The organism is Pseudomonas sp. lyk4-R2A-10 (genome assembly GCF_030209075.1).
Taxonomy (GTDB): Bacteria; Pseudomonadota; Gammaproteobacteria; order Pseudomonadales; family Pseudomonadaceae; genus Aquipseudomonas; species Aquipseudomonas glycinae.
Genome location: NZ_JARVSR010000011.1, coordinates 197,831 through 221,029 on the forward strand (window position 1 = coordinate 197,831; position 23,199 = coordinate 221,029).

At 60.7% G+C, this 23,199-nt stretch carries 23 protein-coding genes; 16 read left to right on the forward strand and 7 right to left on the reverse strand.

Annotated elements, in window-relative coordinates; genetic code table 11:
• Window positions 1-236: 236 nt before the first annotated feature.
• From QRN46_RS17990 to hisC, 10 genes are all read left to right on the forward strand, one after another.
• On the forward strand, window positions 237-1,049 hold the full coding sequence (locus tag QRN46_RS17990; RefSeq protein WP_011332478.1) for an ATP-binding cassette domain-containing protein: 813 nt from the start codon (window positions 237-239) through the stop codon (window positions 1,047-1,049).
• Entirely contained in the window at window positions 1,049-1,846 is a 798-nt protein-coding gene (gene mlaE, locus QRN46_RS17995) for a lipid asymmetry maintenance ABC transporter permease subunit MlaE (RefSeq protein WP_007953561.1), read from the forward strand. Before QRN46_RS17990 ends, mlaE begins: the two co-directional genes overlap by 1 nt.
• Window positions 1,846-2,313: an outer membrane lipid asymmetry maintenance protein MlaD gene (mlaD, locus tag QRN46_RS18000; RefSeq protein ID WP_007953559.1), complete on the forward strand. Its 468-nt coding sequence runs from the start codon at window positions 1,846-1,848 to the stop codon at window positions 2,311-2,313. The genes mlaE and mlaD overlap by 1 nt, the downstream gene beginning before the upstream one ends.
• 11 nt (window positions 2,314-2,324) lie before the next feature.
• On the forward strand, window positions 2,325-2,975 hold the full coding sequence (locus QRN46_RS18005) for an MlaC/ttg2D family ABC transporter substrate-binding protein (RefSeq protein ID WP_011332479.1): 651 nt from the start codon (window positions 2,325-2,327) through the stop codon (window positions 2,973-2,975).
• Window positions 2,972-3,277, forward strand: coding sequence for an STAS domain-containing protein (locus tag QRN46_RS18010; protein ID WP_007953557.1), 306 nt, complete (start codon window positions 2,972-2,974; stop codon window positions 3,275-3,277). Before QRN46_RS18005 ends, QRN46_RS18010 begins: the two co-directional genes overlap by 4 nt.
• A gap of 115 nt (window positions 3,278-3,392) precedes the next feature.
• The gene (locus QRN46_RS18015) at window positions 3,393-3,632 is read left to right on the forward strand and encodes a BolA family protein (protein WP_007953556.1); all 240 of its coding nucleotides are present in this window, start codon (window positions 3,393-3,395) and stop codon (window positions 3,630-3,632) included.
• Between the two features lie 22 nt (window positions 3,633-3,654).
• On the forward strand, window positions 3,655-4,920 hold the full coding sequence (gene murA, locus QRN46_RS18020) for a UDP-N-acetylglucosamine 1-carboxyvinyltransferase (protein WP_007953555.1): 1,266 nt from the start codon (window positions 3,655-3,657) through the stop codon (window positions 4,918-4,920).
• A gap of 127 nt (window positions 4,921-5,047) precedes the next feature.
• Entirely contained in the window at window positions 5,048-5,683 is a 636-nt protein-coding gene (gene hisG / locus QRN46_RS18025; RefSeq protein WP_007953554.1) for an ATP phosphoribosyltransferase, read from the forward strand.
• Between the two features lie 125 nt (window positions 5,684-5,808).
• Window positions 5,809-7,134 carry a histidinol dehydrogenase gene (gene hisD, locus QRN46_RS18030; RefSeq protein WP_221615048.1) on the forward strand — a complete coding sequence of 442 codons (1,326 nt, stop codon included), beginning with the start codon at window positions 5,809-5,811 and terminating at the stop codon, window positions 7,132-7,134.
• Between the two features lie 2 nt (window positions 7,135-7,136).
• Window positions 7,137-8,189: a histidinol-phosphate transaminase gene (gene hisC / locus QRN46_RS18035; RefSeq protein WP_011332481.1), complete on the forward strand. Its 1,053-nt coding sequence runs from the start codon at window positions 7,137-7,139 to the stop codon at window positions 8,187-8,189.
• 48 nt (window positions 8,190-8,237) lie between these two features.
• Here hisC and QRN46_RS18040 read toward each other — a convergent pair whose 3' ends face one another.
• From QRN46_RS18040 to algW, 3 genes are all read right to left on the reverse strand, one after another.
• Window positions 8,238-8,957 (reverse strand): DUF4198 domain-containing protein, encoded by a 720-nt coding sequence (locus tag QRN46_RS18040; RefSeq protein ID WP_011332482.1) that lies wholly within the window; start codon window positions 8,955-8,957, stop codon window positions 8,238-8,240.
• 12 nt (window positions 8,958-8,969) lie between these two features.
• Window positions 8,970-11,075: a TonB-dependent siderophore receptor gene (locus tag QRN46_RS18045; protein ID WP_201819045.1), complete on the reverse strand. Its 2,106-nt coding sequence runs from the start codon at window positions 11,073-11,075 to the stop codon at window positions 8,970-8,972.
• An 87-nt stretch (window positions 11,076-11,162) separates the two neighbouring features.
• Window positions 11,163-12,320 carry a Do family serine endopeptidase AlgW gene (gene algW / locus QRN46_RS18050; protein ID WP_011332484.1) on the reverse strand — a complete coding sequence of 386 codons (1,158 nt, stop codon included), beginning with the start codon at window positions 12,318-12,320 and terminating at the stop codon, window positions 11,163-11,165.
• Between the two features lie 103 nt (window positions 12,321-12,423).
• Between algW and QRN46_RS18055 the strand changes: the two genes are divergently transcribed.
• The 3 genes from QRN46_RS18055 to cysN all read left to right on the forward strand — a co-directional run bounded on the left by QRN46_RS18055 (window position 12,424) and on the right by cysN (window position 16,156).
• Window positions 12,424-13,182, forward strand: coding sequence for a Nif3-like dinuclear metal center hexameric protein (locus QRN46_RS18055; RefSeq protein WP_011332485.1), 759 nt, complete (start codon window positions 12,424-12,426; stop codon window positions 13,180-13,182).
• A 148-nt stretch (window positions 13,183-13,330) separates the two neighbouring features.
• Window positions 13,331-14,248 (forward strand): sulfate adenylyltransferase subunit CysD, encoded by a 918-nt coding sequence (gene cysD, locus QRN46_RS18060; RefSeq protein ID WP_007912374.1) that lies wholly within the window; start codon window positions 13,331-13,333, stop codon window positions 14,246-14,248.
• A gap of 9 nt (window positions 14,249-14,257) precedes the next feature.
• The gene (cysN, locus tag QRN46_RS18065) at window positions 14,258-16,156 is read left to right on the forward strand and encodes a sulfate adenylyltransferase subunit CysN (RefSeq protein ID WP_011332486.1); all 1,899 of its coding nucleotides are present in this window, start codon (window positions 14,258-14,260) and stop codon (window positions 16,154-16,156) included.
• A 112-nt stretch (window positions 16,157-16,268) separates the two neighbouring features.
• Here the strand turns inward: cysN and yihG are convergent, their stop codons facing one another.
• Genes yihG through QRN46_RS18080 form a run of 3 tightly spaced genes read right to left on the reverse strand, consistent with a single transcriptional unit; the run spans window position 16,269 to window position 19,644 of the window.
• On the reverse strand, window positions 16,269-17,171 hold the full coding sequence (yihG, locus tag QRN46_RS18070; protein WP_201819047.1) for a 1-acylglycerol-3-phosphate O-acyltransferase, YihG family: 903 nt from the start codon (window positions 17,169-17,171) through the stop codon (window positions 16,269-16,271).
• A gap of 4 nt (window positions 17,172-17,175) precedes the next feature.
• Window positions 17,176-19,275, reverse strand: coding sequence for a phosphate acetyltransferase (gene pta, locus QRN46_RS18075; RefSeq protein ID WP_011332488.1), 2,100 nt, complete (start codon window positions 19,273-19,275; stop codon window positions 17,176-17,178).
• A gap of 60 nt (window positions 19,276-19,335) precedes the next feature.
• Window positions 19,336-19,644, reverse strand: a complete 309-nt coding sequence (locus tag QRN46_RS18080; protein ID WP_080511033.1) for a DUF3565 domain-containing protein — start codon at window positions 19,642-19,644, stop codon at window positions 19,336-19,338.
• Between QRN46_RS18080 and QRN46_RS18085 the strand changes: the two genes are divergently transcribed.
• The 3 genes from QRN46_RS18085 to QRN46_RS18095 all read left to right on the forward strand — a co-directional run bounded on the left by QRN46_RS18085 (window position 19,643) and on the right by QRN46_RS18095 (window position 21,995).
• Window positions 19,643-20,128: an FKBP-type peptidyl-prolyl cis-trans isomerase gene (locus QRN46_RS18085; protein WP_011332490.1), complete on the forward strand. Its 486-nt coding sequence runs from the start codon at window positions 19,643-19,645 to the stop codon at window positions 20,126-20,128. The genes QRN46_RS18080 and QRN46_RS18085 overlap by 2 nt on opposite strands.
• A gap of 123 nt (window positions 20,129-20,251) precedes the next feature.
• Complete coding sequence (locus QRN46_RS18090; RefSeq protein WP_007959082.1) at window positions 20,252-20,734, forward strand: glutathione peroxidase; 483 nt, start codon at window positions 20,252-20,254, stop codon at window positions 20,732-20,734.
• 157 nt (window positions 20,735-20,891) lie between these two features.
• The gene (locus QRN46_RS18095) at window positions 20,892-21,995 is read left to right on the forward strand and encodes an NADH:flavin oxidoreductase (RefSeq protein WP_221615050.1); all 1,104 of its coding nucleotides are present in this window, start codon (window positions 20,892-20,894) and stop codon (window positions 21,993-21,995) included.
• Here the strand turns inward: QRN46_RS18095 and QRN46_RS18100 are convergent.
• On the reverse strand, window positions 21,964-23,184 hold the full coding sequence (locus tag QRN46_RS18100; protein ID WP_221615051.1) for a glycosyltransferase family 4 protein: 1,221 nt from the start codon (window positions 23,182-23,184) through the stop codon (window positions 21,964-21,966). The two genes, QRN46_RS18095 and QRN46_RS18100, sit on opposite strands and share 32 nt — an antisense overlap.
• Window positions 23,185-23,199 lie beyond the last annotated feature (15 nt).

A 23,199-nucleotide genomic window follows, 5' to 3' on the forward strand; every position in this document is an offset into this window, starting at 1 on the left:
AGCGGTTATGTTGAAAAGCCTCACGCAAGTTCGTCGTGCTTTGTCATTCCTCGTTACCAAAACTCCATAAATAAGGCTTCAAGCCCTTCAACTCGCAGAATGCGGACCGGTGCAGGCCTTGGGCGCTTGCCCTTTGCAGTGATATAGTTCGCCGCCAGTTCGGCCTGCCCGGGATGTAGGGGCTTTCTCAAGAAAGCCAGGCGTCCGAGTGAGAGGCTGCATCGCAAGGAGTTTAGATGAGTGCCGATAACGCCTACGCGGTCGAGCTGAAGGGAGTCTCCTTCAAGCGCGGTGCGCGGAGCATTTTCAATAACGTCGATATCCGCATCCCGCGCGGCAAGGTCACCGGCATCATGGGGCCTTCCGGGTGTGGCAAGACCACGCTGTTGCGCCTGATGGGCGCCCAGTTGCGGCCATCCAAGGGCGAGGTCTGGGTCAACGGCCAGAACCTGCCGAAGCTGTCGCGCAGCGATCTGTTCGATGCGCGCAAGCACATGGGCGTGCTGTTTCAGAGCGGTGCGCTGTTCACCGATCTCGATGTATTCGAGAACGTCGCCTTTCCGCTGCGCGTTCATACCGAACTGCCGGACGAGATGATCCGCGACATCGTGCTGCTCAAGTTGCAGGCGGTAGGACTGCGCGGTGCGATCGAACTGATGCCTGACGAGCTGTCCGGCGGGATGAAGCGTCGTGTTGCCCTGGCCCGGGCCATTGCCCTCGACCCGCAGATCCTCATGTACGACGAACCGTTCGTCGGCCAGGATCCGATCGCCATGGGCGTTCTGGTTCGCCTGATCCGTCTGCTCAACGATGCCCTGGGGATCACCAGCATCGTGGTGTCCCACGACCTCGCCGAAACCGCGAGCATCGCCGACTACATCTATGTGGTCGGCGATGGCCAGGTTTTGGGACAGGGCACGCCGGACGAACTGATGAGCTCGGACGATCCGCGTATCCGTCAATTCATGACCGGTGAACCCGACGGCCCGGTGCCGTATCACTTTCCAGCGCCGGATTACCGCGCCGATCTTCTGGGGAAGCGCCGCTGATGCGCAGAATTACATTAATGGAGCGTGTGCGTCGCTTCGGCCTCGCCGGAATCGACAGCGTCGCAGTGTTCGGGCGTTCGACCCTGTTCCTGTTTCATGCCTTGCTGGGTCGTGGCGGCATCGGCGGCGGTTTCGGCCTGCTGGTCAAACAGCTGCATTCCGTCGGCGTGATGTCGCTGGTGATCATCGTGGTGTCGGGGATTTTCATCGGCATGGTGCTGGCCCTGCAGGGCTTCAACATCCTGTCGAGCTACGGCTCGGAGCAGGCTGTCGGGCAGATGGTGGCGCTGACCCTGTTACGTGAGCTGGGGCCGGTGGTGACCGCGCTGTTGTTTGCCGGTCGTGCCGGTTCGGCGCTGACGGCGGAAATCGGCAACATGAAATCCACCGAGCAGTTGTCCAGCCTGGAAATGATCGGGGTCGACCCGCTCAAGTACATCATCGCTCCGCGTCTGTGGGCCGGCTTCATTTCCCTGCCGGTACTGGCGATGATCTTCAGTGTGGTCGGCATCTGGGGCGGTTCGTGGGTTGCCGTCGACTGGCTGGGTGTCTACGAAGGTTCCTACTGGTCGAACATGCAGAACAGCGTGAGCTTCGGTGACGATGTGCTCAACGGCATCATCAAAAGTGCAGTATTCGCTTTTGTCGTCACCTGGATCGCCGTATTTCAAGGCTATGACTGCGAACCCACTTCCGAGGGGATCAGTCGTGCCACCACCAAGACCGTGGTTTACGCCTCGCTGGCAGTACTCGGCCTGGACTTTATTCTGACCGCTTTGATGTTTGGAGATTTCTGATGCAAAACCGCACCCTGGAAATCGGTGTCGGCCTGTTCCTGCTGGCAGGGATCCTGGCTTTGTTGCTGCTGGCCCTGCGGGTCAGTGGCCTGTCTCCGACTTCGACCACCGATACCTACAAGCTTTACGCGTATTTCGACAATATCGCCGGTTTGACGGTCAGAGCCAAAGTGACCATGGCGGGTGTGACCATCGGCAAGGTCACCGCGATCGATCTGGACCGCGACAGCTTCACCGGTCGGGTGACCCTGCAAGTGGATAAAAGCGTCGACAATCTGCCGACCGACTCCACAGCATCTATCCTGACTGCGGGTCTGCTGGGCGAGAAATACATCGGTATCAGCGTGGGTGGGGAAGACACCCGCCTGAAGGATGGTGGAACCATCCACGACACGCAGTCGTCTCTGGTACTGGAAGACCTGATCGGTAAATTCCTGCTCAATACCGTTAGCAAAGACGCCAAATGAGGAGCTTTTGAATGATCTCTACCTTGCGACGTGGCCTGTTGGTGTTGCTTGCGACGCTGCCGCTGGTGGCTAACGCCGTGGCGGCACAATCGGCGCACGATCTGGTTCAGGACACCACAAACCGGATGCTTGCCGATCTGTCGGCCAATAAAGAGAAGTACAAGCAGGATCCGCAGGATTTCTACACGGCGCTGAACACCATCGTCGGGCCGGTCGTGGATGCCGAGGGCATTTCCAAGAGCATCATGACGGTCAAGTATTCGCGCAAGGCAACCCCGGCGCAGATGAAGACCTTCGAGGAAAACTTCAAGCGCGGCCTGTTCCAGTTCTACGGCAACGCCTTGCTCGAGTACAACAATCAGGGCATCACCGTGGATGCGCCCAAGGATGAGTCGGGCGACCGCACCAGCGTCGGCATGACCGTCAAGGGCAACAATGGCGCGATCTATCCGGTGTCGTACACCCTCGAGAAGATCAACGGCGAGTGGAAGCTGCGCAACGTGATCATCAACGGCATCAACATCGGCAAGCTGTTCCGTGATCAGTTCGCCGACGCAATGCAGCGCAATGGCAACGACCTGGACAAGACCATCAACGGCTGGGCCGGGGAAGTCGCCAAGGCCAAACAGTCGGCCGAGCAGAACGAGAAGCCTGCCCAATGACCGAGTCGGCCATTCGTCTGGACGAAGCCAGTGAGCTGCAGCTCAGCGGTGTGCTGGATTACCGCACCGGCCCTGATCTGCGCGAGCAGGGCCGGGCGCTGATCAAGTCGTGCAATGCCCCGGCATTGGTGATCGATTGCTCGGCGGTGGAGAAATCCAGCAGCGTCGGTCTTTCGCTGCTGCTGTGCTTCATTCGCGATGCCAAGGCCGCCGGCAAGGCGGTCAGCATTCGCGGGATGCCCGAAGACATGCGCGAAATTGCTCAGGTCAGCGAGCTGACCGAGCTGTTGGCGCAACCCTGAACCCGCATCAGTAGAGAAGCCCCCCGTCAGAGTCCTGCGCAGCGGGGTTCGCAGGCGCGGGGCTTTTTTGTATGATGTCCGACCCGTGCGCACAGGGCGCCGATTGAGGTTGAGCATGCAGGCCGTAGAAGTGAAGAGCTTCCTTGAAGGAAAGCTGCCAGGAACGCAGGTGGAAGTTGAAGGCGAAGGCTGCAACTTTCAGCTGAACGTGATTAGTGATGAACTGGCGGCGTTGAGCCCGGTCAAGCGTCAGCAAAGCATCTATGCCCATTTGAACCCTTGGATCGCCGATGGCAGCATCCACGCGGTCACTATGAAATTTTTCAGCAGCGCGGCCTGGGCCGAGCGCACCTGAGCCCTAGGGCGTCGAGATTCTTATGGATAAATTGATTATTACCGGTGGCGCTCGTCTTGATGGCGAGATCCGCATCTCCGGGGCGAAGAACTCCGCCCTGCCGATCCTGGCCGCCACCCTGCTGTGCGATGGCCCGGTTACCGTCGGCAACCTGCCGCACCTGCATGACATCACCACCATGATCGAGCTGTTCGGTCGCATGGGCATCGAGCCTGTGATCGACGAGAAGCTCAGCGTCGAAATCGACCCGCGCACCATCAAGACCCTGATCGCCCCGTACGAACTGGTGAAAACCATGCGTGCGTCGATCCTGGTGCTGGGCCCGATGGTTGCGCGTTTCGGTGAAGCCGAAGTCGCACTGCCTGGCGGTTGCGCCATCGGTTCGCGTCCGGTCGACCTTCACATCCGTGGCCTGGAAGCCATGGGCGCAGTCATCGATGTCGAAGGCGGCTACATCAAGGCCAAGGCGCCTGAAGGCGGCCTGCGCGGCGCGCACTTCTTCTTCGATACCGTCAGTGTGACCGGTACCGAGAACATCATGATGGCTGCCGCTCTGGCCAAGGGCCGCAGCGTGTTGCAGAACGCCGCTCGCGAACCTGAAGTGGTCGACCTGGCGAACTTCCTCAACGCCATGGGTGCCAAGGTTTCCGGTGCCGGAACCGACACCATCACCATCGACGGCGTCGAGCGTCTGGGCTCGGCCTTCTATAAGGTCATGCCTGACCGTATCGAAACCGGCACCTACCTGGTGGCCGCTGCGGTTACCGGTGGCCGCGTGAAGGTCAAGGACACCGATCCGACCATCCTCGAAGCCGTTCTGGAAAAACTCCGTGAAGCCGGTGCAGAAATCACCTGTGGTGAAGACTGGATCGAGCTGAACATGCACGGCAAGCGCCCGAAAGCGGTCAACGTGCGCACTGCGCCGTATCCGGCGTTCCCGACCGACATGCAGGCGCAGTTCATCTCGCTCAACGCCATTGCCGAAGGCACCGGTGCCGTGATCGAGACGATCTTCGAAAACCGCTTCATGCACGTGTACGAACTGCACCGCATGGGCGCGCACATCCAGGTCGAAGGCAACACCGCCATTGTGACCGGTATCGAAACACTCAAGGGCGCGCCAGTGATGGCAACCGACCTGCGTGCTTCGGCGAGCCTGGTGATTTCGGCGCTGGTGGCACAGGGCGATACCCTGATCGACCGCATCTACCACATCGACCGTGGTTACGAGTGCATCGAGGAAAAACTGCAGATGCTGGGCGCCAAGATCCGTCGCGTTCCGGGCTAATCGCTGCATCTGGACACAGGGAAGTGTCCGTTGAATTCGTTTTGATCGGGGGTGGCAACGCCCTCGAAGTATGTCCGGCGCCGATTGCGACCGGACATGAGTACCTTGATAAGGACTGACGTTTCCCATGTTGACCATCGCACTGTCCAAGGGCCGCATCCTTGACGACACCCTGCCGCTTCTCGCCGAAGCGGGCATCGTGCCGACCGAGAATCCGGACAAGAGCCGCAAGCTGATCATCCCCACGACCCAGGAAGACGTTCGCCTGTTGATCGTGCGGGCCACCGACGTGCCGACCTATGTCGAGCATGGCGCGGCCGACCTCGGCGTTGCCGGTAAAGATGTGCTGATGGAATACACCGGCCAGGGCCTGTACGAGCCGCTGGACCTGCAGATTGCCCAGTGCAAGCTGATGACCGCCGGCAAGGTCGGCGCGGTCGAGCCCAAGGGCCGCCTGCGCGTCGCCACCAAATTCGTCAATGTCGCCAAGCGTTATTACGCCGAGCAGGGCCGTCAGGTCGACATCATCAAGCTGTACGGCTCGATGGAGCTGGCACCGCTGATCGGTCTGGCCGACAAGATCATCGACGTGGTCGACACCGGTAACACCCTGCGTGCCAATGGTCTGGAACCCCAGGAACTGATCGCCACGATCAGCTCGCGTCTGGTGGTCAATAAAGCTTCGATGAAAATGCAACACGCCCGAATCCAGGCGTTGATCGACACCCTGCGCAAGGCAGTGGAGTCTCGACACCGCGGCTGATGTACCTGCGCGACGTTAAGTCGCGCCCGTCTATCCGCCTCATAGCCAGAATCTCAGGTGCCCAAGCGGAAACGACTGCTAAGTTAGGGCGCCTGAGTTTTTGCCATTCCTATGAGGCTCTCGCTATGACCGCACCGACTGCAATTCGCCGACTCAACGCTGCTGACCCGGATTTCGCGCATCATCTGGATCATCTGCTGAGCTGGGAAAGTGTGTCTGACGACTCGGTCAATCAGCGGGTGCTGGACATCATCAAGGCTGTGCGCGAGCGCGGTGACGCGGCGCTGGTCGAGTTCACCCAGAAATTCGACGGCCTCGAAGTCGCCTCCATGGCAGACCTGATCCTGCCGCGCGAGCGTCTGGAACTGGCCCTGACCCGTATCACCGTGGCTCAACGCGAAGCGCTGGAAAAAGCCGCCGCCCGTGTGCGCAGCTATCACGAAAAACAGAAGCAGGACTCCTGGAGCTACACCGAAGCCGACGGCACCGTGCTGGGCCAGAAGGTCACGCCGCTGGATCGCGCCGGTCTGTATGTGCCGGGCGGCAAGGCATCGTACCCGTCGTCGGTATTGATGAATGCGATTCCGGCAAAGGTCGCTGGCGTGACTGAAGTGGTCATGGTGGTGCCAACCCCGCGTGGCGAGGTCAACGAACTGGTGCTGGCGGCGGCGTGCATTGCCGGCGTCGACCGGGTGTTCACCATCGGTGGCGCACAAGCCGTTGCTGCGTTGGCCTATGGCACCGAAAGCGTGCCGCAGGTGGACAAGGTCGTCGGCCCGGGCAACATCTATGTCGCCACTGCCAAGCGTCACGTGTTCGGTCAGGTCGGCATCGACATGATTGCCGGCCCGTCTGAAATCCTCGTGGTGTGCGACGGCCAGACCGATCCGGACTGGATCGCCATGGACCTGTTCTCCCAGGCCGAACACGACGAAGACGCCCAGGCGATTCTGGTCAGCCCGGACGCCGAGTTCCTCGACAAGGTCGCCGCGAGCATCGACAAGCTGCTGCCGACCATGGATCGCGCAACCATCATCGAAACCTCGATCAACGGCCGTGGTGCCCTGATTCACGTGCGCGACATGGCCCAGGCCATCGAAGTCGCCAACCGCATTGCCCCGGAACACCTTGAGCTGTCGGTCGCCGACCCTCAGGCCTGGCTGCCGCAGATCCGCCACGCCGGCGCGATCTTCATGGGTCGCCACACCTCCGAAGCGCTGGGCGACTACTGCGCAGGCCCGAACCACGTGCTGCCGACCTCCGGCACCGCGCGTTTCTCCTCGCCGCTGGGCGTGTATGACTTCCAGAAACGTTCGTCGATCATCTTCTGCTCCGAGGCCGGTGCTTCGGAACTTGGCAAGACTGCATCGATCCTGGCCCGTGGCGAATCGCTGAGCGCCCACGCGCGCAGCGCCGAATACCGCATCAAAGACGACGTGAAGGAGAACTGAACATGAGCAAATTCTGGAGCCCGTTCGTCAAGGATCTGGTGCCTTACGTGCCGGGCGAGCAGCCGAAGTTGACCCGTCTGGTCAAACTCAATACCAACGAAAACCCGTACGGCCCGTCGCCAAAAGCCTTGGCGGCGATGCAGGCCGAACTCAACGACAACCTGCGTCTGTATCCGGATCCGAACAGCGATCTGTTGAAAAATGCCGTCGCCAAGTACTACGGCGTACAGAACAATCAGGTGTTCCTCGGCAACGGCTCGGATGAAGTGTTGGCGCACATCTTCCACGGTCTGCTGCAACACGATCAGCCGATCCTGTTCCCGGACATCAGCTACAGCTTCTATCCGGTCTACTGCGGCCTTTACGGCATCACGTTCGACGCGGTGCCGCTGGATGCCCAGTTCCGGATCAACCCGGCTGACTACGCCAAGCCGAACGGCGGGATCATTTTCCCCAACCCGAACGCACCGACCGGTTGCCTGCTGGCGCTGGAAGCGGTCGAGCAGATTCTCAAGGGCAGCCCGGATTCGGTGGTGGTGGTCGACGAGGCCTACATCGACTTCGGCGGCGAAACCGCGATCAGCCTGGTGGACCGTTATCCGAACCTGCTGGTGACTCAGACCCTGTCCAAGTCCCGTTCGCTGGCGGGCCTGCGGGTCGGTCTGGCGGTCGGCCATCCGGACCTGATCGAGGCGCTGGAGCGGATCAAGAACAGCTTCAACTCCTACCCGATCGATCGCATGGCGAATGTCGGTGCTGCAGCGGCATTCGAGGATCGCGAATACTTCGACAAGACCTGCGCACTGGTGATCGAGAGTCGCGAATGGGTGGTTGCGCAGTTGCAGGCCAAGGGCTTTGAAGTGCTGCCGTCAGCGGCGAACTTCATCTTCGCCCGGCATCCGCAACACGATGCGGCGGGGCTGGCAGCCAAACTGCGTGAACAGGGCGTGATAGTGCGCCACTTCAAGCAGGAGCGGATTGCCCAGTTCCTGCGGATCTCGATCGGCACGCCGGAGCAGAATCAGGCGTTGATCGACGGTCTGGGCGAACTCTGAAACGACGCTGATCCCTGTGGGTTTCGTCCCACAGGGATCAGCGTTGGTTCATTCGTGATGCGGTTCGCCCAGGAACGTCAACGAACTGAATAACCCCCGACTGCTCACCTCTGCATTGTCCTTCACCGGCACCTCCACCTGCGCTGCAATCACATTCAATCCCTCGTTACGCACCAGCACCTGAGCGCGGCCGTCCTTGTCGGTTTCAGTGCTCAAGGTATTCGGCGCGCTGCGGTAGTCACCGATCAACTTCACGCCCGCTGCCGGTTTGCCATCCAGCAACACCCGCACCGGCAATGATTTCCCCGGGCCGACGGTCAGAGGATCGACCTCCGGCAAAATCAGCAATTTGATCTGATCGAGTTTGGGCAACTTCGCTCCCGGCTGATAAATCGCCAGGCTGTACTTGAGGGTCTCGGTCGACTCGATGGCGCCCGGGACTTTGCTGCGCCCCTCGTTGACCCATTTCTTGTCGGCGGTTTGCGACCACATGCCATTGTTCAGGGCCACGGCCATTACCGCCGGCGGTTTCAGCGGTTGCAGACGTGCATGATCGGTCAGGCGTTGCACGTTGACCGGGATCATCTTGCCGCTGACGTCATATGCCCATGCACCGCTGATTTTCTGCGCTTTGAACGCGTTGTCTTCTGCGCCGTGGCCGTAGATCACTTCGATATTGCCGCGTCGTTGTTCGGTCCACAGACCATGCGCTGATGCTTGGCCAGCGAACAACGCAGCGATGATCAATAAGAGTTTGCCGAAATGCATGGTGACGTCCTTTTACAGGTTGAATGTCAGGCTGACCGTGAAATTGCGCGGCTCGCCGGGGTTGACCCAATAGTTGCTGTACGAGCGCTCGTAGTACTTTTCGTCGAACAGGTTGTTCAGGTTCAGGCCGAGAGTGACGGTGTCGCTGGCCTTGTAATGGGCCAGCAGGTCGACGGTGTGATAGGCCGGCAGCTCGAAATCGCTGCCGGACTCACCTGAGCGGTCACCGACGTAAGTGAACGCCGCGCCGATATCCGAGCCGCGCAAGCGGCCGTCCTGAAACTCGTAGACACCCAGCAGGCTGCCGCTGCGTTTGGCCACCCCGAGGATGCGGCTACCGGCGGGGATCGCGGCATCACCCTTGGTGACTTCGGCGTCGATCCAGGCGAAGGCGCCGATCACCCTGACGGCGTCGGTGACTTGCCCGGTGACCTGCAGATCGAAACCCCGGCTGCGGGCCTTGCCCATGGCGCGGCTGGTATCGGTGCCCGGGTCGAGGGCGAGGACGTTTTCCTTGTCGATATGGAAGAAGGCGAGGGTGCTGCTTAAACGTTCGTCGAACAGCTCGTTCTTGATCCCGATTTCGTAACCCACGCCTTCTTCCGGATCGAAGGATTTGCCAGCCACATCGAGGCCGTTGTTCGGTTTGAATGAGGTCGAGGCGTTGGCGAACAGGCCGGTGTCCGGTGTCAGTTGATAGAGCAGGCCGGCACGTTGGGTGAGCGCGTCGTGGGTCTGGCGGCTGGTGGTGTTGCGGCTGTGGTCATCGATGGTTTGCTCGAAGTGCTCGAATCGGGCCCCGATCATCCCGCGCAGTTTTTCGCTGAAGACGATTTGATCCTGCAGGTTCAGCGCATGGCTTTCGACGTGTTCGAAGAAGTCTGTACCGGAGCGTGCGCCGTTGGGTTTGGGCTGGCCGTACACCGGGTTATAGATATCGATGGCGTAAGGCCCGCCGGCGATGGTGGTGACGCGCTCGTTCTTGCGGAAATTCTCGTACTCGCTGCCGATCAGCAGTTCGTGCTGCCAGGTGCCGAGGTCGAACAGGCCGCGCAGTTCCAGTTGGGTGATGCTGTCGTGCCAGTTGGTATCGCGTTCGCGATAGCGGCGGTTGACGGTGTGGCCATCGGCATTCAAGGGACGGTTTTCGGAGGCGAAACCCCAGAGTTTGCCTTCCTTGTAATGGCTGGCCAGGCGCAGTTTCCAGGCATCGTTGAGGTGGTGCTCAAGCGTGGCTTGCAGTCTGTTGTTGTGGTTGTCGATGTTGCCGTCGTTCGGCTCACCCAGGAATGTCGAGCGCGAGACGCCGCTCCATTTATTGTTAGGTGCAACGATGCCGCGGTCGAAGGTCGAGCTATGACGCACGAATTCGCTCTCCACCAGCAGGCTGGTGTCCGGGTTCAACTGCCAACTGAAAGAGGGGGCAACGAATACACGTTTACTGTCGACGTGGTCGCGAAAGCTGTTGTTGTCCTCGACCGCGAGATTGATTCGCGACAGCACATCACCCTGATCATCCAGCGGCGTGTTGACGTCCAGCGCGGTGCGATAGCGATCCCAACTGCCGGCGCTGGTTTGCAGGGTGGTGAAGGCCGCTGGCTGCGGTTTTTTGGTGACGATGTTTACCGTGCCGCCCGGATCACCTCGGCCATACAGGCTGGCGGCCGGTCCTTTTAGCACTTCGATGCGCTCGATGTTGGCGGCGTCCGGTGTGCTCGGATAACCACGGTTGGCGCTGAAACCGTCCTGGTAAAACTCAGAGGTGGTGAAGCCGCGCACGCTGTATTCGTAAAGCGTCAGGCCGCCGAAGTTGTTTTGCTTCGACACGCCACCGGCGAAATCCAGCGCGCGTTCTACGCTGGTGCTGCCCAGATCCTTGAGCACGCTGGCGGGCACCACGCTGATGGCCTGCGGAATATCGCGGATCGCGGTGTCGGTTTTGGTGGCGCTGGACGAGCGGGTAGCGCGATAGCCTTTGACCGGGCCGGCAGGGGATTCGTAATCGGAGATGACGCTGATGGCGTCGAGTTCAAGCGTTTGCGGTTCATCTGCAAACGCGGGATCGCCCAGCAGGCCAAGGGTCAGGCCGAGGAGGGAGGCCTTTTTTCGAGACGACATGTTATGTTGTTCCAATGTGCTAATTGAAACAATATAACATGCCTGTTGAGAATGTCTGTTATTCGCGTCAGTGACGCGAACAAAGTCTTACTCTTCTTTTTCCTTCACCGGCGCCGGCGGTGGACGCAGACCGATTTCAGCGGTCAGCTTCAACTCCTTGCCGTTGCGCATCACCTGAATCGTGACCTTGTCGGTCGGCTTGATCCGCGCCACCTGGTTCATCGACTTGCGGCCATCACCGGCCGGTTCGCCGTCGATGCTGAGAATCACGTCACCCAGTTGCAGGCCGGCCTTCTGGGCCGGGCCATCGCGGAAAATCCCCGCCACTACAATTCCCGGACGCCCGGACAGGCCAAACGACTCGGCCAGTTCCTGGGTCAGCGGTTGCACTTCAATGCCCAGCCAGCCGCGAATCACCTGGCCGTGCTCGATGATCGACTTCATCACTTCCATCGCCAGTTTCACCGGGATCGCGAAGCCGATGCCTTGCGAGCCGCCGGACTTGGAGAAAATCGCAGTGTTGATGCCGGTGAGGTTGCCGTTGGCGTCGACCAGCGCACCACCGGAGTTGCCCGGATTGATCGCCGCGTCGGTCTGGATGAAGTCTTCGTAGTTGTTCAGGCCCAACTGGTTGCGGCCGGTGGCGCTGATGATGCCCATGGTCACGGTCTGGCCGACCCCGAACGGGTTGCCGATCGCCAGTGCGACGTCGCCAATGCGGATATTGTCGGAGCGTCCGACGGTGATCGCCGGCAGGTTCTTCAGGTCGATCTTCAGGACGGCGAGGTCGGTTTCCGGATCGCTGCCGATCACTCGGGCCAGGGTTTCGCGACCGTCCTTGAGCGCCACGACGATCTGGTCGGCGCCGCTGGTGACGTGGTTGTTGGTCAGGATGTAGCCTTCCGGGCTCATGATCACGCCGGAGCCGAGGCTTGATTCCATGCGCTTCTGCTTCGGCGAATTGTCACCGAAGAAACGGCGGAACTGCGGGTCTTCGAACAGCGGATGGCTTGGCTTGTTGATGACTTTGGTGGTGTAGAGGTTGACCACCGACGGCGCGGCGATGGTCACCGCGTCGGCATAGGACACCGGCCCCTGCTGCACGCTTGTGGTCTGCGGGGCCTGTTGCAGGTTGACGTCGAGGCTCGGAAGCCCGACCCACTGCGGGTAACGCTGAATAATCAACAGAGCGATAAGCACACCGGCCAACAGCGGCCAGCCGAAAAAACGCAGCGCCTTGAGCATTAAGCACGTCCTGGAAAAGTTGCAGGCGGGGTCAGACCGCCCATAATGTCGCGCATTATACGAGGCCGCGCGCGCCTCTGAACGGGATATTTAGGAGTCTTTCATGGCCGTCGCCCTGAGCACCCTGGTCGAAGAAGCCGACCGTTACCTCGGCAGTGCGAAAATTGCCGATTATTGTCCCAACGGCCTGCAGGTCGAGGGCCGTCCGCAGGTGATGCGCATCGTCAGCGGCGTCACCGCCAGCCAGGCGCTGCTGGATGCCGCCGTCGAGGCCGAAGCTGATCTGGTGCTGGTGCATCACGGTTATTTCTGGAAGGGCGAGAACCCGTGCATCACCGGCATGAAGCAGCGTCGTCTGAAGACGCTGCTCAAGCACGACATCAGCCTGCTCGGTTACCACCTGCCGCTGGATCTGCACCCGGACGTCGGCAATAACGTGCAGCTGGCCCGGCAACTGGACATCACCGTCGAAGGGCCGCTGGACCCGGACAATCTGAAGATCGTCGGTCTGGTCGGTTCGCTGAGCGAGCCGATGACCCCGCGCGACTTCGCCCGCAAAGTGCAGGAGGTCATGGGCCGCGAACCGCTGCTGGTCGAAGGCAGCGCGATGATCCGTCGAGTCGGCTGGTGTACCGGCGGCGGCCAGGGTTACATCGACAATGCGATCGCGGCCGGCGTCGATCTGTTCCTCAGCGGTGAAGCTTCCGAGCAGACATTCCACAGCGCCCGGGAAAACGACATCAGCTTCATCGCCGCCGGCCACCACGCCACCGAACGCTATGGCGTGCAGGCGCTGGGCGACTACCTGGCGAAGCGTTTTGCCCTCGAGCACATCTTCATCGACTGCCCGAATCCGATCTGACTTTTGCCTGGAAGCACCCGAACGGGCAGGCATATTCATATACCCTTTCGATCTAGTTGGCGTCCTGATTAGAAGAGGTCGCTGTGCTAGGATTCCTCGCTCGAACACGGCCCGCTGGCCGTTCATAAGAAAGCTTTCGTGAGTAGCCATGGTCGACAAACTGACGCATCTGAAACAGCTGGAGGCGGAAAGCATCCACATCATCCGCGAGGTGGCCGCCGAGTTCGACAACCCGGTGATGCTGTACTCCATCGGTAAAGACTCCGCCGTGATGCTGCATCTGGCACGCAAGGCGTTCTTCCCGGGCAAACTGCCGTTTCCGGTGATGCACGTCGACACCCGCTGGAAATTCCAGGAAATGTACAAGTTCCGCGACAAGATGGTCGAAGAGCTTGGCCTGGACCTCATCACTCACATCAACCCCGACGGCGTGGCGCAGAACATCAACCCGTTCACCCACGGCAGCGCCAAGCACACCGACATCATGAAGACCGAGGGCCTGAAGCAGGCACTCGACAAGCATGGTTTCGACGCAGCCTTCGGCGGTGCCCGTCGCGATGAAGAGAAGTCCCGCGCCAAGGAGCGCGTCTACTCGTTCCGCGACAGCAAACACCGCTGGGACCCGAAGAACCAGCGTCCCGAGCTGTGGAACGTCTACAACGGCAAGGTCAACAAGGGCGAATCCATTCGTGTATTCCCGCTGTCGAACTGGACCGAGCTGGACATCTGGCAGTACATCTACCTCGAAGGCATCCCGATCGTACCGCTGTACTTCGCCGCCGAGCGCGAAGTGATCGAGAAGAACGGCACGCTGATCATGATCGACGACGAGCGCATCCTCGAGCACCTGTCCGACGAGGACAAGGCGCGCATCGTCAAAAAGAAAGTGCGTTTCCGTACCCTTGGCTGCTACCCGTTGACGGGCGCGGTGGAGTCCGAGGCCGAAAGCCTGACGGACATCATTCAGGAAATGCTCCTGACGCGAACTTCCGAGCGCCAGGGCCGGGTCATCGACCACGATGGCGCAGGCTCGATGGAAGACAAGAAACGTCAGGGTTATTTCTAAGGGGTTGTCATGTCGCACGCATCTGATTTGATCAGCGAGGACATCCTCGCCTACCTGGGCCAGCACGAACGTAAAGAGCTGCTGCGCTTTTTGACCTGCGGTAACGTCGATGACGGCAAGAGCACCCTGATCGGGCGCCTGCTGCACGACTCGAAGATGATCTACGAAGATCACCTGGAAGCCATCACCCGCGATTCGAAGAAAGTCGGCACCACCGGTGACGACATCGACCTGGCATTGCTGGTCGACGGCCTGCAGGCCGAGCGCGAGCAGGGCATCACCATCGATGTCGCCTACCGCTATTTCTCTACCGCCAAGCGCAAATTCATCATCGCCGACACCCCCGGCCATGAGCAGTACACCCGCAACATGGCCACCGGTGCCTCCACCTGTGACCTGGCGATTATCCTGGTCGACGCCCGTTACGGCGTGCAGACCCAGACCCGTCGCCACAGCTTCATTGCCTCGTTGCTGGGCATCAAGCACATCGTCGTCGCCATCAACAAGATGGACCTCAAGGGCTTCGATCAGGGCGTGTTCGAGTCGATCAAGGCCGACTACCTGAAGTTCGCCGAAGGCTTGAAGATGAAGCCGACGAGCATGCACTTCGTGCCGATGTCCGCTCTCAAGGGCGACAACGTGGTGAACAAGTCCGAGCGCTCGCCGTGGTACACCGGGCAGTCGCTGATGGAAATCCTCGAGACCGTGGAAGTGGCGGGCGACCGCAACTTCACCGATCTGCGTTTCCCGGTGCAGTACGTCAACCGTCCGAACCTGAACTTCCGCGGTTTCGCCGGTACCCTGGCCAGCGGCATCGTCAAGAAGGGCGACGAAGTCGTGGTCCTGCCGTCGGGCAAGAGCAGCCGCGTGAAATCCATCGTCACTTTCGAGGGTGAACTGGAACACGCAGGTCCTGGCCAGGCGGTAACGCTGACCATGGAAGACGAGATCGACATCTCCCGTGGCGACCTGCTGGTACACGCCGACAACGTTCCGCCGGTGACCGACAGCTTCGAAGCGATGCTGGTGTGGATGGCTGAAGAGCCGATGCTGCCGGGCAAGAAATACGACATCAAGCGTGCCACCAGTTACGTGCCGGGCTCCATCGCCAGCATCGTCAACAAGGTCGACGTCAACACCCTCGAAGAAGGCCCGGCGAGCGCGTTGCAGCTCAACGAAATCGGCAAGGTGAAGATCGCGCTCGACGCGCCGATCGCCCTAGACGGTTACGACAGCAACCGCACCACCGGCGCGTTCATCGTCATCGACCGTTTGACCAACGGCACTGTAGGCGCCGGTATGATCGTCGCTCAGCCGGTGACCCATGGTACGGCTACGCACCACGGCAAACTGGCCCATGTAGCGACCGAAGAGCGCGCTCAGCGTTTCGGTCAGCAACCGGCCACTGTGTTGTTCAGCGGCTTGTCGGGCGCTGGCAAGAGCACCTTGGCGTACGCGGTCGAGCGCAAGCTGTTCGATCTGGGTCGTGCGGTGTTTGTGCTGGATGGTCAGAATCTGCGTCATGACCTCAACAAAGGTCTGCCGCAGGATCGCGCCGGTCGCACCGAGAACTGGCGTCGTGCTGCACACGTGGCGCGTCAGTTCAACGAAGCGGGTCTGTTGACGCTTGCTGCGTTTGTGGCGCCGAGTGCCGAAGGTCGTGAGCAGGCGAAGGATCTGATTGGCAGGGAGCGTCTGTTGACGGTTTATGTCCAGGCCTCGCCGACTGTGTGCGCAGAGCGTGATCCGCAAGGTCTGTACGCTGCCGGTGGCGATAACATTCCGGGTGAGTCTTTCCCGTATGACGTGCCGCTGGATGCTGATCTGGTGATCGACACTCAATCGTTGTCGCTTGATGAAAGCGTGAAGCAGGTGTTGGATCTGTTGCGTAAGCGTGGCGCGATTTAAGCGCTGACTGGAAATGAAAAAACCGCCGATGAGGGATCATCGGTGGTTTTTTTTGTGTCCTTGAAGTTGTCATCGCAGGCAAGCCCGCGATGAGGGTATTACAGACACCTGATTACTTCGTTGGATATTCGCGGTGCATCTGTTCCAGCAGTGAATCCTTGTCTTGCCACAGCTGATTGATCCAGCCCTGGAATTGCAGGCGGTACTCGCCGTCCTGGTCATAGTTCCTGCCAATGAACTGCGGCGGGATCTTCAGCTCTTCAAAGTGCACCACTACGTCTCGGACGTTGCCGCACAGCAGGTCCCAGAAGCCAGGGCGTCCGCCCGGGTAGTGGATGGTCACGTTGACGATCGATTCCAGCTGTTCGCCCATCGCATCCAGTACGAATGCGATGCCACCGGCCTTTGGTTTGAGCAAGTATTTGAACGGTGATTGCTGCTGCGCGTGTTTGCCTTCGGTGAAGCGTGTGCCTTCGACGAAGTTGAAGATGCCTACCGGGTTGTCGCGGAATTTAGCGCAGGTCTTGCGGGTGGTTTCGAGGTCTTTGCCTTTCTTTTCCGGGTGTTTTTCCAGATAGGCCTTCGAATAGCGCTTCATGAACGGGAAGCCGAGTGTCCACCACGCCAGGCCGATGACCGGGACCCAGATCAGTTCCTGCTTGAGAAAGAACTTCAGCGGCTGAATGCGTCGGTTGAGCACGTATTGCAGCACCAGGATGTCGACCCAGCTCTGGTGGTTGCTGGTGATCAGGTACGAGTGTTGATAGTCCAGGCCTTGCAGGCCGCTGAGGTGCCAGCGGGTGCGGCGGACCAGGTTCATCCAGCCTTTGTTGTTGCTGATCCAGGCTTCGTGGGTGTGGCTCATCAGCCAGCGTGAGGCGCGGCGTGCGAGGTCGAACGGCAGCACTTTGATCAGTGCCACGAGAAACAGGAACGAGCACAGCAGGATCGTGTTCAGCGCCAGCAGCAGCGCGGCGATCACGCCGCGCAGGGTGGCAGGGAGGAAAGCCAGCATCGGGTCAGATATCCAGAGGTCGGTTGGCAGCCTGAATCGCGGTCAGGGCGATGGTGTAGACGATGTCGTCGACCTGCGCGCCGCGCGGCAGATCGTTCACCGGTTTGCGCAGGCCTTGCAGCATCGGGCCGAGGCTGACGCAATCGGCGCTGCGCTGCACGGCTTTGTGGGTGGTGTTGCCGGTGTTCAGGTCGGGGAACACGAACACTGTGGCGCGACCGGCCACCTGGCTGTTCGGCGCCAGTTGGCGGGCCACGGTTTCGTTGGCGGCGGCGTCGTATTGCAACGGGCCGTCGATCAGCAAAGAGTGCTGTTGTTCGTGGGCGAGCAGGGTGGCTTCGCGGACCTTTTCGACTTCCTCGCCGGTGGCCGATTCGCCGCTGGAGTAGCTGATCATCGCCACGCGCGGGGTGATGCCGAACGCGGCGGCCGAGTCGGCGCTTTGCAGGGCGATTTCGGCCAGTTCGCTGGCGCTCGGGTGCGGATTCATCACGCAGTCGCCGTAGACCAGCACTTCCTCGGGGAACAGCATGAAGAACACCGACGACACCAGCGTGCAGCCCGGCGCGGTCTTGATCAGCTGAAGCGCCGGGCGGATGGTGTTGGCGGTGGTGTTGATGATGCCGGAGACCAGTCCGTCGACCTCATCCAGCGCGAGCATCATGGTGCCGATCACCACGGTGTCTTCCAGTTGCTGCTCGGCCATCGGCGCATTGAGGCTTTTGCTCTTGCGCAGGGCGACCATCGGTTCGACGTAGCGTTCGCGGATCAGGTCCGGGTCCAGGATTTCCAGCCCCGGCGGCAGCGTGATGCCCTGGGCTCTGGCCACGGCTTCAACGTCTGCCGGTTTGGCCAGCAGCACGCAACGGGCAATCCCGCGTTCCTGACAGATCGCCGCCGCTTGCACGGTGAACGGCTCGCTGCCTTCGGGCAGGACGATGCGTTTGTTGGCGGCCTGCGCGCGTTGAATCAATTGATAACGGAACACCGCCGGCGACAGGCGCATTTCCCGTGGCGTGCCGCAGCGCTGGTGCAGCCAGTTGGCGTCCAGATGGCTGGCGACGAAGTCGGTGATGATCTCCGCGCGTTCGCGGTCATCGACGGGGATTTCCTTGTTCAGGCCGTTGAGCAGGTTGGCCGTGTCGTAGGAGCCGGTGCTCACCGACAGCACTGGCAGACCGGCCTGCAACGCGCCACGGCACAAGTCCATGATGCGCGGATCCGGCAGGGTATCGCTGGTCAGCAGCAGGCCGGCCAGCGGCACGCCGTTGATAGCGGCGAGACTGACGGCGAGGATGATGTCGTCGCGATCGCCGGGGGTCACCACCAGCACGCCGGGCTTGAGCAGGTCCACGGTGTTGCGCATGGTGCGCGCGCAAATGATGGTTTTGGTCATGCGCCGGGTTTCGTAGTCGCCGGCGTTGAGCACCTGGGCGCCCATCAGGTCGGCGACGTCGCGGGTGCGCGGGGCGTTGAGTTCGGGCTGGAACGGAATGCAGCCGAGCAGACGGAAATCACCGGTGCGCAGCAAGGGCGAATGCTCTTTCAGGCGCGCGGCGAAGGCGTCCATGCTTTCGTCGGTCTTGACCTTGTTGAGGATCACGCCGAGGACTTTCGGGTCTTTCGGCCCGCCGAACAACTGCGCCTGCAACTCGACGCGGCCCGACAGTTCGGTCAGCACTTCGTTTTCCGGGGCCGAGACCAGAATCACCTCGGCATCCAGGCTCTTGGCCAGGTGCAGGTTGACCCGCGCGGCGTAGCTGGCGCTGCGGGTCGGTACCATGCCTTCGACGACCAGCACGTCTTTGCCGATGGCGGCCTGCTGGTAGAGGGTGATGATTTCTTCAAGCAATTCGTCGAGCTGACCGTCGCCGAGCATCCGCTCGACATGGGCCAGGCCCAGTGGCTGCGGCGGTTTCAGGCCGTGGGTGCGGGCCACCAGCTCGGTGGAGCGCTCAGGGCCGGTGTCGCCCGGATGCGGCTGGGCAATCGGTTTGAAGAAGCCGACTTTCAGCCCGGCCCGTTCCAGCGTACGCACCAGCCCGAGGCTGATGGAGGTCAGACCCACACCAAAGTCGGTGGGCGCGATAAAAAAAGTTTGCATGCGGATTCTCTAAGGGTGCATGGCAATGGCGATCGTCTCTGTGTGCCGATCTGCCGCAATTCAGTCGCCAAGGTTATCGCTAACCGAGCCTTGAGCGCACCAACCGCAAGCAAAGGGTTGGCCTATTTTTTCAATACGTTGCGTTGCGTCCAGGACCCATGCCCTGGACTGCCAGGGCGGGAGGTGGCGCAGGTGCTGGGTGTGGCCGCAGGACAGCTCGGCGACCCAGTGGCCGTCCTCGTCCTGATGGAATCCGGTGACGGTCACGGGCGCCAATCGATCCCGTCTGTCCGGGTTCTGTTCGCTTTCGGGCAAATCCTTGTTTAGACTTGTCCGTTCTTCATTCTTATGCAAAAGGTCTCGCCCCATGCTGATCGCCGCCAATAAGGCTGTCTCCATCGACTATACCCTGACCAACGACGCTGGTGAGGTCATCGACAGCTCCGCCGGCGGCGCTCCGCTGGTCTACCTGCATGGCGCAGGCAACATCATCCCGGGCCTGGAAAAAGCCCTGGAAGGTAAAGAAGTCGGCAACGATCTGGAAGTTTCCGTCGAGCCGGAAGATGCCTACGGCGAATACGCCGCTGAACTGGTCAGCACCCTGAGCCGCAGCATGTTCGAAGGCGTTGACGAGCTGGAAGTCGGCATGCAGTTCCACGCTTCGGCGCCGGACGGCCAGATGCAGATCGTCACCATTCGTGACCTGGACGGCGACGACGTCACCGTCGACGGCAACCACCCGCTGGCCGGTCAGCGCCTGAACTTCAAAGTGAAAGTCGTTGCCATCCGTGACGCCAGCCAGGAAGAAATCGCTCATGGTCACGTCCATGGCGAAGGTGGCCATCACCACTGATTTTCTGCGCTAAGCTTTCGAGTACTGGAGAGGCGCCCGAGGGCGCCTTTTTAGTCCGCGGCTGTCCTTGGTGGCCTCGCCAAGTGGCTGTTTCGAGTAGAACACGGGAATCTGGAGTTCGTCATGAGTGCTTTTCACGACCTTAAGTTGACAGCCCTGGATGGTCAGGAGCTACCGCTGGCACCCTTCAAGGGCCAAGTCGTGCTGGTGGTCAACGTCGCCTCCAAATGCGGCTTGACCCCACAGTACGCGGCCCTGGAAAACCTTTATCAGCAATACAAAGGCAAAGGCTTCAGTGTGCTGGGCCTGCCGTGCAACCAGTTTGCCGGTCAGGAACCGGGCAGTGAGCAGGAGATCCAGGAATTCTGCAGCCTCAACTATGGCGTGAGTTTTCCGTTGTCGAAAAAGCTCGAAGTCAATGGCCACGACCGTCATCAGCTGTACCGTCTGCTGGCGGGCGAGGGCGCGGAGTTTCCCGGTGACATCACCTGGAATTTCGAGAAATTCCTGCTCGGCAAGGACGGTCGGGTACTGGCCCGGTTCTCGCCGCGCACGGCGCCGGATGATCCTTCGGTGATTACGGCGATTGAAAAAGCCCTGAGCTGAAACACCAAAATCGCAGCCCTCGAGCTGCGATTTTTTTCGCCTGCCTTTTGACCCTTAATCATTCAGATCAATAGTGCTAGCAGCTGGGTGGAACTAAACATATTATCGCCGTCATATGAATCGCATGCCCGTCGATAACCTTTTCGTGGAGCCTCCCATGCCCGTGCAAGCCCTGTTCAAACCGTTCCAGCTCGGTGCCCTCGAACTGCCGACCCGCGTGGTCATGGCGCCGATGACCCGTTCGTTTTCCCCGGGTGGCGTACCCAATTCCAAAGTGATCGAATACTACCGTCGTCGTGCGGCGGCCGGTGTCGGCCTGATCATCACTGAAGGCACCACCGTTGGCCACCAGGCTTCCAACGGTTACCCGAACGTGCCGCACTTCTACGGTGAAGCGGCGTTGGCCGGCTGGAAAAAAGTCGTCGAGGCGGTACACGCCGAAGGCGGCAAGATCGTTCCGCAGCTGTGGCACGTCGGCAATGTGCGCCGTCTGGGCACCGAGCCGGATGCGAGCGTGCCGGGTTACGGCCCGTCGGAAAAACTCAAGGACGGTCAGGTCGTCGTACACGGCATGACCAAACAGGACATCCAGGACGTGATCGCAGCCTTCGCCCAAGCGGCGAAAGATGCCCAAAGCATCGGCATGGACGGCGTGGAAATCCACGGCGCCCACGGTTACCTGATCGACCAGTTCTTCTGGGAAGGCAGCAATCAGCGCACTGACGAATACGGTGGCAGCCTGGCCAACCGTTCGCGTTTCGCCATCGAGCTGATCCAGGCCGTACGCGCCGCTGTTGGCGAAGGCTTCCCGATCATCTTCCGCTTCTCGCAGTGGAAACAGCAGGACTACACCGCGCGTCTGGTGCAAACCGCCGAAGCGCTGGGCGAATTCCTCAAGCCGTTGTCCGACGCAGGCGTGGACATTTTCCACTGCTCCACGCGGCGTTTCTGGGAGCCGGAATTCGACGGTTCCGACCTGAACCTGGCCGGCTGGACACGCAAACTGACGGGCAAACCGACCATCACCGTCGGCAGCGTCGGCCTCGATGGCGAGTTCCTGCAGTTCATGGTCAACACCGACAAGGTCGCGCAACCGGCCAGTCTGGAAAAACTGCTGGAGCGTCTGAACAACGAAGAATTCGATCTGGTGGCGGTGGGGCGTGCGCTGCTGGTCGATCCGGACTGGGCGCAGAAAGTGCGCGAAGGCCGCGAGCAGGACATTCTGCCGTTCAGCCGTGAGGCGTTGATGACGCTGGTTTGATCGTCGTGGGAGGCTTGTCGCGCAGGTCGCGGCAAGCCCCCAGCAAATGGTTTTCAAATTGTTCGACGATAGCTGCCCAACCCTGGCGGCTGGCGTGTTGGCGTGCGTTCAGGCGTACGCAGCGCAGCCTTTCATCCTCTTCCAGCACCCACACCGCTGCCTCGCAGAACGCCTCTTCATCCCCGGGCATCGCCAGCACGCCGTTGTAGCCATGGCGAATATGCTGGGCCGCCGCAGCCTGATCGTAAGCCACCACCCCAAGGCCCGAAGCCAGCGCTTCCAGCACGACGTTGCCGAAGGTTTCGGTCAGGCTCGGAAACAGAAACACATCCCCCGACGCATAGTGCGCCGCCAGTGCTTCGCCCCGTTGCGAGCCGCAAAAAACTGCCTTGGGCAGTTCCTTTTCCAGTGCCAACCGTTGCGGCCCGTCGCCGACCACGATCAGCTTCAGATTGCGTTGTGGATAAGTGCCGGCGAGCTTGTCGAAACTGCGCTTGAGCAGGCCGAGGTTCTTCTCCGGCGCCAGGCGTCCTACGTGAATGACCGCAATGTCCTGCTCGCCGAGACCCCATTGCTCACGCAAGGCATTCAGGCGTTTCGCCGGGTGAAACAACTGACTGTCGACACCCCGCGACAGAAGCGCCAGGCGTTCAAAGTGCCGACGCTCCAGTTCCAGGCGCTGGCTGACGCTCGGAACCAGCGTTAGCGCCGAACGGTTGTGAAACCAGCGCAGGTAATGGGTGAGCAAACGGGTCAGCAATCCCAGCCCGTACTGGTGGGTGTATTGCTGAAAATTGGTATGAAATCCGCTGACCACGGCAATCCCCAGATGCCGTGCTGCGCGCAATGCCGACAGCCCGAGCGGACCTTCGGTGGCGATATAGAGCACATCCGGGCGCTGGCGGGTCCAGCGCCGCAACAGTTTGTGCATCGACGACTGACCCCATTGCAACCCCGGATAACCCGGCAACGGCCAGCCCCGGCACAACAGCAGCGAGTCGTCTTCAGTGCGCTGCGGATCGTCAGCCTGACGCGGTCGGACCAGTTCCACCCGATGCCCGCGTGCGCGCAAACCGTCGCACAAACGGCCAAGGGTATTGGCCACGCCGTTGATTTCCGGTGGGAAGGTTTCGCTGATGAGGGTGATATGTAGAGCTGTCGTCATGACCTCAGTGTCGGCTGAGGCCATGTCGCGGTTGTGACG